The organism is Corynebacterium sp. HMSC073D01 (assembly GCF_001815555.1).
GTDB lineage: Bacteria > Actinomycetota > Actinomycetes > Mycobacteriales > Mycobacteriaceae > Corynebacterium > Corynebacterium glucuronolyticum.
In genome coordinates this window covers 19,394-31,720 of sequence record NZ_KV821070.1, presented here as the reverse complement: position 1 = coordinate 31,720, position 12,327 = coordinate 19,394, and the positions used below count along the sequence as shown (strand labels likewise).

Below are 12,327 nucleotides of genomic sequence, written 5' to 3'. Positions count from 1 at the left end.
CTACAGTTCCGCAAGTGTGGCCATGGTGGACATGATCTCCTCGTTGGAGGGTTTTTTCAGGTCGGCGGTGATTTTGCCGTCGGCAAGGAAGATGACGCGGTCGGCGAAGCTTGCCGCGTGCGCATCGTGGGTGACGATGACGACGGTCTGGCCGAAATGATCCACCGAGGCGCGCAGGATAGTGAGCACCTCCTGGGAGGAGGTGGAATCAAGGTTGCCGGTTGGCTCATCGCCGAAGATCAACTCGGGGCGGGTGACGAGGGCGCGGGCGCAGGCGACGCGCTGCTGCTGGCCGCCGGAAAGCTCGCTCGGGCGGTGGTCGAGGCGCTTGTCCAGCCCCAGGCGGGAGACGATAAGCCGGAACCACTTGGGGTTCGGTTTCCGGCCGGCGATGGCCAGGGGCAGCAGGATGTTCTCCTTGGCCGTGAGCATGGGGACGAGGTTGTAGTCCTGAAAGATGAAGCCTAGGCGGTCGCGGCGATAGGCGGTGATTTTCTTATCGGACAGTGTGGAAATGTCAGTGTCGCCGATGAACACCTGACCCGATGTGGGCTTGTCCAGGCCCGCCATGCAGTGCATGAGGGTGGACTTGCCGGAGCCGCTCGGGCCCATGATGGCGGTAAACGTGTGCTGCTCGATGGCAACAGTCACGCCGTCGAGGGCGCGGACTGTGGTCTCACCCTGCCCGTAAATTTTGCGCAGGTTGATTGCGCGCGCGGCGGCCTGCCGTGTGGTGCCCATCGCTGCCTCCAAGAGGAAAAACTTATCCTCTTGAATTATTTCACACCGACAGTGCCGGCGCAGCCGTTAGATTTTCAGGCGACCGGAGAGAGCGCGGGAGAGCGTAAGCTCGTCGACAAACTCCAAATCCCCACCGAGGGGCATGCCGGAGGCAAGCCGAGAAACGGTGAGCCCAGAGAAGTCTTTGAGCAGACGGGCGAGGTAACTGGCGGTGGCCTCCCCCTCGGTGTTGGGGTCGGTGGCGAGGATTACCTCGGCGATGTCGGGGACGTCCGACGAGACGTCGGGAAGCGTTCCTCCAACCCGTCTAACCAGTTGGGTGATGTTGAGTTCTTTGGGGCCGATGCCGCCGAGGGGGTCGAGTGCCCCGCCGAGGACGTGGTAGCGGCCGGTGTATTCGCCGGTGCGCTCGATGACCTGGATGTCTTTGGGCTCTTCGACGACACAGATGGTGGTGGCGTCGCGTTCGGGGTTGGCGCAGATGGTGCAGACCTCGTCGGAGGAGATGTTGCAGCAGATTCTGCAGAAGCTGACGCCGCCGACTACCCCGGTGAGCGCAGAAATAAGCCGCTCAACGCTGTCGTCTTCCGCGTTGATGAGGTGGAAGGCGATGCGTTGAGCGGATTTCGGTCCGATGCCGGGGAGGCGGGAGAATTCGTCGATAAGCTCCTGAAACGGACCTTCGAACATTAACCGAGCATGCCCCCGAGGTCGCCACCGTTGAGACCCTGGGTGAGCGGACCCATCTTCTCCTGGGCCATGGCCTGCACCTTGCGGTGGGCATCAGCGAAGGCACCGATGATGAGGTCCTTGAGGCCGTCGATGTCCTCCGGATCGACGACGCGCTCGTCCATGGTGAGGTCAGAGATCTGGCCGGAGCCACGCATGGTGACGGTGACGAGTCCGCCGCCGGCCTCGCCGACGACGCTGGACTTCACGATCTCTTCCTGCGCCTGCTGCAGCTTCGCCTGCATCTGCTGGGCCTGCTGGATGATCTGGTTCATATCGGGCTGAGTCATTGTTTCTCCTTGTAGTTTCTAAGCTTGTTACATTCTACATTGGCCTGGCGCCAAGCTCCGTTTGGAGCAAGTCCATCGCCATGTCCTTCGGTGTCCGGTGGTCGAAGTTGCCCGGGTCCTCCGTTGCGGCGCGGGCCATCTCTTCCTCCATCTCCTCGTCAGTGGGTTCAGGAGGAAGCGGAATGTCCGGTTCTGGTGGAACGGGCGGTGGCGGCGGATAGTTCCCGGGCTCCGGTTCCCTGTTCTTGGCAACGATGGCGTTCATCCGCTGCTTCCAGTGCGGGATGGAGGCCTCCGGTTGGTGGCTCTCCTCGTCTGTGCTTTCCGACGCCTGTGCCTCCGGTTCCCTGTTCCTTTCCGCAGGCCCCGCCGTGGGCACCGGCGGAGTCACCGTGGGCATCGGCTGAGCAGGCGCTGCAGGCGCGGTCGGAGCCGACGGGCGCTCAGGTTCCGGTGCCGGTGCGGGCGCTGGCGCTGGCGCCGTCGCGCCCGTGGGGGCGGAAGCAGGCACGTCCGCTGACGCGGGCGCATCCGTGGAAGCGGAACCGGGCACGGACGCTGGTGCAGGCGCAGCCGTCGATTTCGTGGATGCCGGGATCTTGTTACCCAGCACGCATTCGACGGCGAGCGACGCGTTGGTCTCTGCCATCACGGCATCGACGATGTCGGCGTTGTGCTTCGCATCGTTGAGCCGGTTGGCAATCGCCCCGGTGAGGATGCCGAGGTAGAGGGTGCCATCGCGGACGTCGAGGAGCGTCGCACCGCGGAGCAGGATCCGTGCGGTCGTGTTCTTCTTTTCCCGCGAAATGTAGTTGAGGATATCGACCCACTTCGCCCGCACGGTTTCCACGTCCACGGTGCTTGTTTCGGGCTCCTGGGGAGCAGACTCCACCTGCTGTGGCTGCTCGTCGCGCCCAGCCTCCCACTGCTGCCGCGGTTCCGGAACTTCGTGTTCTTCCTGTTCAGGCTGCGACGGCTGGCCGTATTCCTGGTACTGGCGGGGTTGCTTTTCCTCCACCGGCACAGACGGTGCAGATTGCTGCTGCGACTGGGTCGGCTGCTGAGCCTGCGGTTGGGCAGGTCGCTGTACAGGCTGCTGGGACTGTGGTTGCGCTGGCTGCTGTGGCTGGACAGGCTGCTGAGCCTGCGGCTGGGCGGCCGGTCGCTGGGAGCGCCGGAGGTATTTCTTGCCTGCCTCGCTGACCTGCTCCGGGGCCGGGGGCGCAAGGGCTGCAGGGCTGGAAGCTGGATCGATGACGGGGGCACCCGTGCCGACGGAGAGGAGGCGGGCCATGAGGACCTCAAGAAGGATGCGGGGGGCGAGGGTGCCACGCATGTCCTCCAGGCCGGTGTTGACAAGTGCGGTGATCTGGGGCAGCCCCTGCCCCGAGAAGAGCTGGACTTCCTCGGTGAGCTCGGAGTGAAGGAGCGAAGGAGCGTCGACAAGCCCAGATGAGAGGGCATCCGGGACGGCCTGGAGGACCATGAGGTCGCGGAAGCGGTCGAGAAGATCACTGGTGAAGCGCTTCGGGTCGATGCCACGGTCGATAACCTGACCGACGAGCGAGAATGCGCCCGGCGCGTCGTGGGTGGCGATGACGCGGACGGCGGAATCGAGGAGCGTGGAATCCGTGACTCCCAAAAGGGGTGCCGCGAGCTCGTAGCTGAGCTTCTCACCTGCGGGGACGCCGGCCAGGAGCTGATCGAGGATGGAGAGAGTATCGCGGGGCGAGCCCCCGCCGGCGCGGATGACGGGGGTGAAGACGGAATCCTCCACCTCGACGCCCTCGCCCGCGCACACATCCTGCAAAAGACCGCGCATAACAGGCGGCGTGAGCAGGCGGAATGGGTAGTGCTGAACGCGGGAGCGGATCGTGCCAATGATTTTTTCCGGCTCCGTGGTGGCGAAGATGAAGACGAGGTGCTCCGGCGGTTCTTCGACGATCTTGAGCAGCGCGTTTGCACCCTGTGGGGTGATCATGTGCGCCTCGTCGATGATGAAGATGCGGTAGCGGGACTCGCTCGGCGCGAAAACGGCGGATTCGCGCAGCTCACGCATATCGTCGACGGAACCGTGGGAGGCCGCGTCAAGTTCCGTGACATCCAAGTTGCCGGTGCCACCCGGCGCAAGCGCCCGACAGGAGTCGCACTCACCACACGGGGTGGAGGTGGGGCCGTGTTCACAGTTCAGCGACCGGGCGAGGATGCGCGCGGAGCTGGTTTTACCACAGCCACGCGGGCCGGAGAAGAGGTAGGCATGGCCGATGTTGCCGCTGTCGAGCGCGACGGACAGCGGCCGCGTTACATGCTCCTGACCTCGGACTTCTGCGAACGTTGCCGGACGATACTTGTGATATAAAGCCACGGTTAGAGAGTCTACCTTCCCCTACCCACACTCAAGAGAGTTGTGATTCGGTCGTCCTCGGTCAGCTGGGGAAGGCCCGCTTCCCACAGGGTCGGCGCGGTGAAGACGTAGCCGTGCAGGCGGGCGCCCGGCTGGAGGCCCGTGAGGTCGAGGGTGAACAGCTCGGCGAGCTCGTCTGCGGAGAGCTCGAGGCTGAAGAGCTCCACGCGGACCTCCTTCTGCGTCATCCCCCACACCTGCGCGCCGGTGACAAGCCCCAGGTCCTTTTCCGCCAGGCCAGCCGTGACTACGACCCCGTCCGCGTTCGTGCCGATGGTGGCGTCTTCGTCGGTTCCTCCTTCGTCGGAGGTCCCTCCTTCGTCGGTTCCTCCTTCGTCGGAACCGTGAGAGAGCGAGTGGAAGTTAAACGGCGAGGTGAAAAGCGTGTTTAGCCAGTACTGCGTGGCTTGGATATCCATTGGCAAACCCCCTGGGTGGAAAACATGTGCCGGTACGAAACAGTGTAGCCAGTTGGAGGAATTGTGGGGGCTAAGTGCGAACCAAGAACAGAACGCTACCAAAGAACTAAATACATCAGCGCCGAATGCCCCATACACCTAAGCAGAATTAACGAGCCAGACGTAGCCTCATCGAGCTTTCTCAAGCCCTACCGGTTTTCTGGAAACCATGGTACAGTGACTTTGAACCGCCTGTTACGACAGGAAAGGAAGAGAGCCCTAGAACTCCAGCCGGACGACTGGACCTAGGGCTTTCGTGCGTCTAGATCGCATGGCAGACGACCTTCCTCTCAAATTCCCTCCAGTATTGCTGTTCACCTCGAAAAGTTGCGTTGTACATTCCAAGGACCACATCCGGAATCCAAAGAAGTGGCTCATCGCTGCCATTGATATGTTTAAGCCGAATATCCCTGTAAAGCCCAGAGCCCTGCAACGCAACAATATGCTCAATATCTTTTTGGTTCTGGGTTTTCTGCCTACTCTCGAGGGTAACGCGAGAAATCTTCATTTCCGAGACCTCGTAGTAGAGTCGCTCCAAGCATTTGCGCCGATACCGTTCCGTTTTGCGACTTTCTTGGCTGAGCGTAGAAACAATTACATGGTGACAACCAAGAGCAGAAATTGACTTAGCTATTTCACGACGTCTTTTACTTTGCTCATCAGTCCAGTGCAACTTTGTTTGCCCGGGTAACAGTAAAGGAACCAGAGCGTCGCGTATTCTCTCACACTGGTCAAGCTCCAAAACAGTTGCGCAGATCATATACTCCTGGCAATTTTCACCTCGAAGCATCAATGATTCGTCCACGTAGACAATTGGAGTTGATTCCACCGTTTCAGCATATCCTTGGTCTCCAACTCAGGGGATTTTCTCTGCATAAGCAGCCAGTTCTGCGAAAGACCAGGGCTTTAAGCGAAGCTAAAGTCCAAGAATGGAAAATCCCCATTAGCCAGAAGCTGATTTCTCAGTCTAACTAACGGGGAGCATTGCATTTGGAAAATTTTCTCCCTACTCGGACTTGAGTCGCAGATCCTGGTGGTAGGGATCTCGCCAGTCGAGACGATCGGTGTCCTTGGTTTCGATGCCCTGGTCCTCGACCTCGGGGACGTGGGCAAGGATGTTCTTGCGGGCACGGCCGGCGCGGAGCTGACGCTCGATACGCTCGGCAAGGCGGCTGAGGCCGAAGTTGATGGCGATCATGATGATCGCAACGACAACGAGGGCAGGCAGGTAGTTGCGGTAGTAGGACGCGCTCATCAGGCCGGAGCGGACGACCTCGACGTAGAGGATCATGTAGCCAAGTGCCGTGTCTTTCAGGGCGATGACCAGCTGGGAGATCAGCGCCGGGAGCATCGTGGCCACAGCCTGCGGGAGAAGGATGTTCCAGATGGTCTGGCGGTGGGACAGGCCCAGTGCTTCGGCAGCTTCACGCTGGCCGGTGGGCAGCGAGAGGATGCCTGCGCGCAGGGTTTCTGCGATGACGGAGCCGTTGTACATCGTCAGGCCGAAGACCACGCCCGCAAACCCCAACTGGGCGGACGGGACGATGGCGTACGTGGCAAACACGGAGTAGGCGAAGATCATGAGGATCAGCACCGGGATGGCGCGGAAGAACTCCACGATGATGCCACAGAACCAGCGGATGGCCTTGTTCTTGGACAGGCGCCCCACACCGAGCAGCGCACCGATGATGATGGCGAGGATGATGGAGACAAGTGCCGCCTTCAGCGTTCCCCACAAGCCGGGGAGGATGTAGGTGGTCCACGTGGTGGACTTCAAGAACGGGGTCCACTTCTCGGCGGCGAGCTGGCCGTTATCGCCAAGAACCTTGAGCACCCAGGCGATCACCGCGATAGCGATGACGAAGGTGGCGATGGTGACGATGCGGTTGAATTGGCGGGCTTTGGGGCCCGGGGCATCGTAAAGGACTGTTGCACGTACTGTCATTTTTTATGCCACCGCCTTCCTGCGGGTGTAGCGGGTGAACAGCAGGCCCATCGGCAGCGTGATGATGATGAAGCCGAGGGCGAAAATCATGAACACCAGGATCGTGTGGTTAGCGTGGTTTTCGATGGTGGACTTCATCAGCAGCGATGCCTCGGCAACGCCGATGACGGAGGCGATCGTCGTGTTCTTTGTCAGTGCGATAAGTGTGTTCCCCAGTGGCACCACAGCCGACTTGAAGGCCTGCGGGAACACGACGAAGCGGAACGTCTGTGTGAAGCTCAAGCCCAGCGAACGCGCGGCCTCGGCCTGCCCGAAGTGGACGGTGTTGATGCCGGAGCGCAGGGACTCTGCGACGAACGTCGAGGTGTACAGGACGAACGCGAGGACGGCGAGCCAGAAGTTGTTGTTCTTGATGAAGTTGTCGTTTTCCGGCGCAAGCGTCAGCCCCAGGTTCTGGTACAGGCCGATCGAGCAGAACAGGATGATGAGCGTCAGCGGGGTGTTTCGCACCGTCTCGATGTAGAAACGCGCAATACCGCGAAGGATCGCCACCGGGGAGACGCGCATCGCTGTCAGGATGACCCCGAGGATGAACGCGCCGATGGCGGAGAAGAATGTCAGTTTGATGGTGACCCAGAAGGCTCCGAGGAGTCCCGGCCACAGGTCTGCCCACAGTTCAGTCATTGGCTGTCTACTCCTTTACAAAGTCCAGGTTGCCGGCTTCATCGGCCTCCACCACGGAGGCGTTTTCGCCGAGATTCTTATCCACCATGGCCTGGAACGAACCGTCGTCCTGCATGGCGCGGACGGCATCGTTGATCGCCTCAGTGGATTCGGCATCGTCCTTGGCCAGGCCGAGTCCGTAGTGCTCGTTGGTAAACGGCTTGCCGTCTTCCTTCGTCATCTCGATAACCTCGAACTCGCCCGGGTATTGGAGAGCAAAGCCATAGAGAATGGTGGCGTCGGTGGTCATGGCATCCACCTTCTTCTGGTGGAGCGCCTCCACACATGAGGAGTAGGAGTCATACTCTTGCAGCTGCACACCGGGCAGGGATTTCTTCACTTTCTGCGCGGGGGTGGAGCCGGTGACGGAGCACAGCTTCCTGCCCTTGTCCAGGTCCTGCAGTGACTGCAAGGTGTGGTCATCGCTGCGGACGAGAAGCGCCTGGTGAGTGAGCAAGTAGGGGCCACCGAAGTTGACGGATTTCGCGCGGGAGGCGTTGATGGAATACGTGCCGGCGATCATGTCTACTTCGCCGTTTTTGATGACGGTTTCGCGGGTGGCGGATGGCGTTTCGCGCCAGGTGATCTCGGGGTGAGCGACACCGCGCTGGTCGGCGATGTGGTTGACCACGTAGGTGGCGACTTCCACGTCAAGACCGGTCATGGTCTTGTCGGGGTTGCGCATGCCGAGACCCGGCTGATCGTATTTGGTTCCCAGGATCACGTGGCCACTGTCGACGGAGCGCACGAGGCTGCGGGGCTCTGTGGATCCGCAGGCCGTGGCTGTGACGGCGACCGCCAGGGCGGAAATGATGGCGAAAATTCTTCTCATCATTAGCGCCCCAGGATCTTGGACAGGAAGTCCTTGGCGCGGCTCGACTGCGGGTTGGTGAAGAACGACTCGGGGTCGGTGTCTTCGACGATCGTGCCGTCGGCCATGAACAGGATGCGGTCGGCGACCTCGCGGGCGAAGCCCATCTCATGGGTGACCACAAGCATGGTCATGCCGTCGGCGGCGAGGGAACTCATCACCTGCAAGACCTCCCCCACCATTTCCGGGTCAAGAGCCGACGTCGGCTCGTCGAAAAGCATAACCTTGGGCTTCATGGCGAGCGCACGGGCGATGGCGACGCGCTGCTGCTGGCCGCCGGAGAGCTGTGCCGGGTACTTGTCGGCCTGTTCGGCGATGCCGACGCGAGCGAGGAGCTTGTCTGCCAGGGCGTTCGCCTCGCCGGCATCGACCCCTTTCACCTTCACCGGTGCGAGTGTCACGTTCTTGCGGATGGTGAGGTGCGGGAAGAGGTTGAAGCTCTGGAAGCACATACCGACCTCGGCGCGCAGGGCGGTGAGTTCCTTGCCTTCCTCTGGCAGTGGGGTGCCTGCGATGGCGATCGTGCCGGAGTCGATCGTTTCTAGGCGGTTAATGGTGCGGCACAGCGTGGATTTTCCGGAGCCACTTGGGCCCAACACAACGACGACCTGCCCTTTTGGTACCTCAAGGTGGATGTCCTTGAGGGCGTGGTAATCGCCGAAGTACTTATTCACGCCGTCCATGCTGATCATGGGGGTCTGCGAGTCATCGGTGTAATTCATGCCACAAAAACTAGTGACTTCGCCCACCATAAAACAACATGTTGAGCAATCTTAACGCCCGAGTACTTACACCCGAAATGTCAGATGTTTTTTATTTACCCACCTTACCACGTTTTTAGCCAACCCTTAGTCTCCCCCTGACCTACCCCCGTTTACTTGTTTGGTAGTTCGAAGCCGAAAGTTCCCAACATAAAAACGCCCCCGCGTGTTAAGCGGGGGCACGCTAACGCTGAAAGGGCGTTAACGCTGAAGCGCGTTAGGCCTGCTTCTCAGCGGCGGCGAGGAGAACGCAGGTGGCCACACCCTCCATGGCCTCCTCCAGCTCGTCGATAGGCGGAAGAGACGGGGACAGGCGGATGTTCCGATCGTTTGGATCCTTGTGCAGCGGGAAGGAACTGCCGGCGCCGGTGAGGGCGATGCCAGCCTCCTTGGCGAGCTCAACGACGCGGGAGGCGGTGCCGTCGACAACATCGAGGGAGATGAAGTAGCCACCGTCCGGATTCGTCCAGCTAGCGACACCGTACTCGCCGAGGCGGTTGTCCAGGATGGAGACAACCTTCTCAAACTTGGGGGCCAGCGACTCGGTGTGCTTGCGCATGTGGTTCTTCACGCCCTCGGCATCAGTGAAGAACTCCGCGTGGGCAAGCTGGTTGACCTTGTTCGGGCCGATGCCGCGTACGCCAGCAACGGATGCCCAGAAATCAAGGTTCTCCTTGGAGGAGGCGTAGAAGGAAACACCGGAACCGGCCAGGGTGATCTTCGAGGTGGAGGCAAAGATATTAAAGCGGTTCGGGTGACCCGCCTCGGCGGCGTAGTCCAGAACCGGGTACACCTCCGGGAAGTCCCCGCGCAGGATGTGGATGGCGTAAGCGTTGTCCCAGAAGATGCGGAAATCGGGGGCGGCAGTCTCCATTTCGGCGAGCTCGCGGCAGACCTTCTCCGAGTAGGTCTGTCCACCCGGGTTAGAGAACATCGGTACGCACCACATGCCCTTCACGGCCGGATCCTTGACCAGTTCGCGGACGGTATCCATGTCTGGGCCGTCCTCGTTCATCGGCACCGGAATCATCTCGAATCCGAACTTCTGCGTGATGGTGAAGTGGCGGTCATAGCCGGGCACCGGGCACAGCCACTTCAGGTCTTCTTCCTGCGACCAGGGCTTGGGGGAATCTTGGTTGCCGAAGATGTAGGTCCAGCTAATGATGTCGAACTGAATGTTCAGCGAGGAGGAATCCTGTGCAATGATGTTGTCTACATCGACACCGAGGAGCTCCGCCCAGATCTCGCGGATATCGAGGATGCCGCGGAGGTTGCCGTAGTTGCGAACGTCCGTGCCCGTCTTATCCTTCACGGAGTTGGGCAGGCTCAGCAGTGCGTTGGAGAAGTCGAGCTGCTCCGTCGACGGCTTGCCGCGGGTGAGGTTCAAGTCCAGGTTCTTGGCCTTGAGCTCGTCGTACTGTTTTTTGAGTGCAGCTAAATCTAGAGTGTGGGTCATGCTGTCCTCCCAGCAAAATGAATCCGGTTATGTCCACCGACAACCTTACCCCCTCGCTCCCCTGCCCGGCACCGCATGATCGAGGATGCTTGTCGACGCCCACGGGGAGACGTCCCCACGAAACCACCGGTTCGTTCGAACCACCTACTAAGTGCGCTCACCTCGAAGAAAAACTCTAGTAGACACATAGCTACTTTTCGCTACGCTCAGCTGAAAATTTGATGCTGCCAAATAAGTACTGATGGCACCAGCAAAGGCGGCAGCTCCGGCACCCCGTTCGGGCCACCGTTGTAGATCTGGAACGTGGCGACCGAGAGGTCGCGGACAAGCTCGAAGCCAGCGTCAACGAACTCTTCCACGGTTTCCGACAAAGGCTGAGGATAAAAGGCATCGTTCATGCCCCACCCCACCGGCCGATACGTGGCGCAGGTATCAGTCAGCACCGTTGTCTGCAGGGACTCGGCCGAGGATCCAACAAAACGCTCCTACAACGGGCGCTGATATGTATACGCCAGATACTGCAAAATCGCCTTCACCCGGCGGTTAGGCTCAGCAGCATCGAAGCCGAGTTTTTGGAATACGGAGGCAATATGCTTCGATACGCCTGCTTCAGAAAGGTAGAGGTGAGCAGCGATATCGGAGTTGGACAAACCTTGCGCCATCGCTTCAAGGACCTCGCGTTCGCGCACCGTCAGGCTTTCGATGGCGGCGCCTTGGTGGTCATGGCGGGCGAGGTTTTCGGCAATCTCGCTGCCCAGGACCACCCTGCCCTGGCCTACCGCACGCAGCGTGTCCAGGAATTCTGCTACATCCGCGATAGAGTCTTTGAGGATGTAGCCCACACCGCCAGCATTGGCCTGGCCATACGTCAGCTCGAGGACGGCGCGCGCATACGCCGGCGTGGCGTATTGGGAGCACACCAGCAGCCCAATGTGCGGGTATTCCTTGCGAATTGTGGCTGCGGCTTGGAGGCCATCGTCCCGCATCTGCGGGGGCATACGGATATCTGTTACTACAACATCTACATCCGGGTGCCCTGCAACTGCGGACAGAAGCTGAGTGGCGCTATCGCATTGGGAAATTACTTCAATCCCCTGGCGCCTGAGCATTCCAGAAAGCGAATCACGGAGTAAACCGGAATCTTCCGCCAGCATTATTTTCATAGCACCACTCCTGGCTCATCACGGTGTAAAAGAAGCGGAATTGTCGCCGCTACGCGGGTCGGGCCGCCTTGCGGTGAATAGACTTCCAACGTTCCCCCGACTGCATGGATGCGTTCACGCATTCCTGCTAATCCTCCTTCGGGCACCACTCGTGCACCGCCCTGGCCGTGGTCAACGACTGAAATGTTCAAGCCCTCTCCAACGGTAATTAAGACTTCTACCAAACTGTCTGAAGCGTATTTGCGTGCATTTGTTACTGCCTCGAGGGTGAAGAAATACGCGGCAGCTAGCACGCCCTCCGGCACTTGAGGAATCGGGATGGGACAACGAATGCGAACGTATTTACTATCGCAAGCATCCTCGAGCGCTGCGACAAGTCCACGTTCATGCAAAATTTGCGGGTGAATTCCGCGGACCGTAGCACGCAGGGAGTCTAAGCTCTGCTGCAGCGCAGCGCGAGCTTCTGCGAGCAGCTCTGCCTGCTGCCCAGTAGCGGTGAGTTGAGCCTCCCCGATTTTTAATGCTGCGCTGACCAAATACTGCTGTGCTCCGTCGTGCAAGTCACGCTCAATGCGACGCCGCTCTATTTCGTATGCATGGACAAGAGCACGTTGCGAGGTTACTAGCTGTTCGAGGAGCTGCTGATGTTCCATCTTGTTGCGGGTGTGGCTGTTTTTCCGGAACCAACGCATGCCGTTAACTTTAACTGATGCCACCGTGCGTGGGGGTAGAGCTGGGTCTACCGTGACTCTATAACCAACACCATTCATCTTCGCTGGCGAACCA

14 protein-coding genes are annotated in these 12,327 nt (G+C 60.1%); all 14 read right to left on the bottom strand.

Going from position 1 to position 12,327, the window contains the following annotated elements:
* The gene (locus HMPREF3044_RS09915; RefSeq protein WP_005396274.1) at nucleotides 1–741 is read right to left on the bottom strand and encodes an ABC transporter ATP-binding protein; all 741 of its coding nucleotides are present in this window, start codon (nucleotides 739–741) and stop codon (nucleotides 1–3) included.
* Nucleotides 742–807: 66 nt separating this feature from the next.
* The gene (gene recR, locus HMPREF3044_RS09910; RefSeq protein WP_005396279.1) at nucleotides 808–1,431 is read right to left on the bottom strand and encodes a recombination mediator RecR; all 624 of its coding nucleotides are present in this window, start codon (nucleotides 1,429–1,431) and stop codon (nucleotides 808–810) included.
* Nucleotides 1,431–1,760, bottom strand: coding sequence for a YbaB/EbfC family nucleoid-associated protein (locus HMPREF3044_RS09905; RefSeq protein ID WP_005390907.1), 330 nt, complete (start codon nucleotides 1,758–1,760; stop codon nucleotides 1,431–1,433). The genes recR and HMPREF3044_RS09905 overlap by 1 nt, the downstream gene beginning before the upstream one ends.
* 34 nt (nucleotides 1,761–1,794) lie before the next feature.
* On the bottom strand, nucleotides 1,795–4,125 hold the full coding sequence (locus tag HMPREF3044_RS09900) for a DNA polymerase III subunit gamma and tau (protein WP_070741296.1): 2,331 nt from the start codon (nucleotides 4,123–4,125) through the stop codon (nucleotides 1,795–1,797).
* A gap of 11 nt (nucleotides 4,126–4,136) precedes the next feature.
* A complete protein-coding gene (locus HMPREF3044_RS09895) occupies nucleotides 4,137–4,583 on the bottom strand; it encodes a hypothetical protein (RefSeq protein WP_070741293.1) in 447 nt (148 codons plus the stop codon).
* A 301-nt stretch (nucleotides 4,584–4,884) separates the two neighbouring features.
* Nucleotides 4,885–5,427, bottom strand: coding sequence for a hypothetical protein (locus HMPREF3044_RS09890; RefSeq protein WP_246821011.1), 543 nt, complete (start codon nucleotides 5,425–5,427; stop codon nucleotides 4,885–4,887).
* Nucleotides 5,428–5,628: 201 nt separating this feature from the next.
* Nucleotides 5,629–6,567 (bottom strand): amino acid ABC transporter permease, encoded by a 939-nt coding sequence (locus HMPREF3044_RS09885; RefSeq protein ID WP_070741289.1) that lies wholly within the window; start codon nucleotides 6,565–6,567, stop codon nucleotides 5,629–5,631.
* 3 nt (nucleotides 6,568–6,570) lie between these two features.
* Nucleotides 6,571–7,251, bottom strand: a complete 681-nt coding sequence (locus HMPREF3044_RS09880) for an amino acid ABC transporter permease (RefSeq protein ID WP_005396283.1) — start codon at nucleotides 7,249–7,251, stop codon at nucleotides 6,571–6,573.
* A 7-nt stretch (nucleotides 7,252–7,258) separates the two neighbouring features.
* Nucleotides 7,259–8,125, bottom strand: coding sequence for a glutamate ABC transporter substrate-binding protein (locus HMPREF3044_RS09875; protein ID WP_005396284.1), 867 nt, complete (start codon nucleotides 8,123–8,125; stop codon nucleotides 7,259–7,261).
* Entirely contained in the window at nucleotides 8,125–8,853 is a 729-nt protein-coding gene (locus HMPREF3044_RS09870) for an amino acid ABC transporter ATP-binding protein (protein WP_210400549.1), read from the bottom strand. Before HMPREF3044_RS09870 ends, HMPREF3044_RS09875 begins: the two co-directional genes overlap by 1 nt.
* A 286-nt stretch (nucleotides 8,854–9,139) precedes the next feature.
* Entirely contained in the window at nucleotides 9,140–10,378 is a 1,239-nt protein-coding gene (locus HMPREF3044_RS09865) for an aspartate aminotransferase type Ic (protein ID WP_070741283.1), read from the bottom strand.
* Between the two features lie 206 nt (nucleotides 10,379–10,584).
* Entirely contained in the window at nucleotides 10,585–10,776 is a 192-nt protein-coding gene (locus HMPREF3044_RS09860) for a hypothetical protein (protein WP_070741280.1), read from the bottom strand.
* A gap of 87 nt (nucleotides 10,777–10,863) precedes the next feature.
* Nucleotides 10,864–11,541, bottom strand: a complete 678-nt coding sequence (locus HMPREF3044_RS09855; RefSeq protein ID WP_005390919.1) for a response regulator transcription factor — start codon at nucleotides 11,539–11,541, stop codon at nucleotides 10,864–10,866.
* Entirely contained in the window at nucleotides 11,538–12,311 is a 774-nt protein-coding gene (locus HMPREF3044_RS09850) for a sensor histidine kinase (RefSeq protein ID WP_005390920.1), read from the bottom strand. Before HMPREF3044_RS09850 ends, HMPREF3044_RS09855 begins: the two co-directional genes overlap by 4 nt.
* Nucleotides 12,312–12,327: the final 16 nt, after the last annotated feature.

What these genes read in the sequence shown, in the direction of transcription:
- HMPREF3044_RS09915 (WP_005396274.1), bottom strand. Translation starts at nt 741, where the DNA reads ATGGGCACCACACGGCAGGCCGCCGCGCGCGCAATCAACCTGCGCAAA.
- recR (WP_005396279.1), bottom strand. Translation starts at nt 1,431, where the DNA reads ATGTTCGAAGGTCCGTTTCAGGAGCTTATCGACGAATTCTCCCGCCTC.
- HMPREF3044_RS09905 (WP_005390907.1), bottom strand. Translation starts at nt 1,760, where the DNA reads ATGACTCAGCCCGATATGAACCAGATCATCCAGCAGGCCCAGCAGATG.
- HMPREF3044_RS09895 (WP_070741293.1), bottom strand. Translation starts at nt 4,583, where the DNA reads ATGGATATCCAAGCCACGCAGTACTGGCTAAACACGCTTTTCACCTCG.
- HMPREF3044_RS09885 (WP_070741289.1), bottom strand. Translation starts at nt 6,567, where the DNA reads ATGACAGTACGTGCAACAGTCCTTTACGATGCCCCGGGCCCCAAAGCC.
- HMPREF3044_RS09880 (WP_005396283.1), bottom strand. Translation starts at nt 7,251, where the DNA reads ATGACTGAACTGTGGGCAGACCTGTGGCCGGGACTCCTCGGAGCCTTC.
- HMPREF3044_RS09875 (WP_005396284.1), bottom strand. Translation starts at nt 8,125, where the DNA reads ATGATGAGAAGAATTTTCGCCATCATTTCCGCCCTGGCGGTCGCCGTC.
- HMPREF3044_RS09870 (WP_210400549.1), bottom strand. Translation starts at nt 8,853, where the DNA reads ATGATCAGCATGGACGGCGTGAATAAGTACTTCGGCGATTACCACGCC.
- HMPREF3044_RS09865 (WP_070741283.1), bottom strand. Translation starts at nt 10,378, where the DNA reads ATGACCCACACTCTAGATTTAGCTGCACTCAAAAAACAGTACGACGAG.
- HMPREF3044_RS09860 (WP_070741280.1), bottom strand. Translation starts at nt 10,776, where the DNA reads ATGAACGATGCCTTTTATCCTCAGCCTTTGTCGGAAACCGTGGAAGAG.
- HMPREF3044_RS09855 (WP_005390919.1), bottom strand. Translation starts at nt 11,541, where the DNA reads ATGAAAATAATGCTGGCGGAAGATTCCGGTTTACTCCGTGATTCGCTT.
- HMPREF3044_RS09850 (WP_005390920.1), bottom strand. Translation starts at nt 12,311, where the DNA reads ATGAATGGTGTTGGTTATAGAGTCACGGTAGACCCAGCTCTACCCCCA.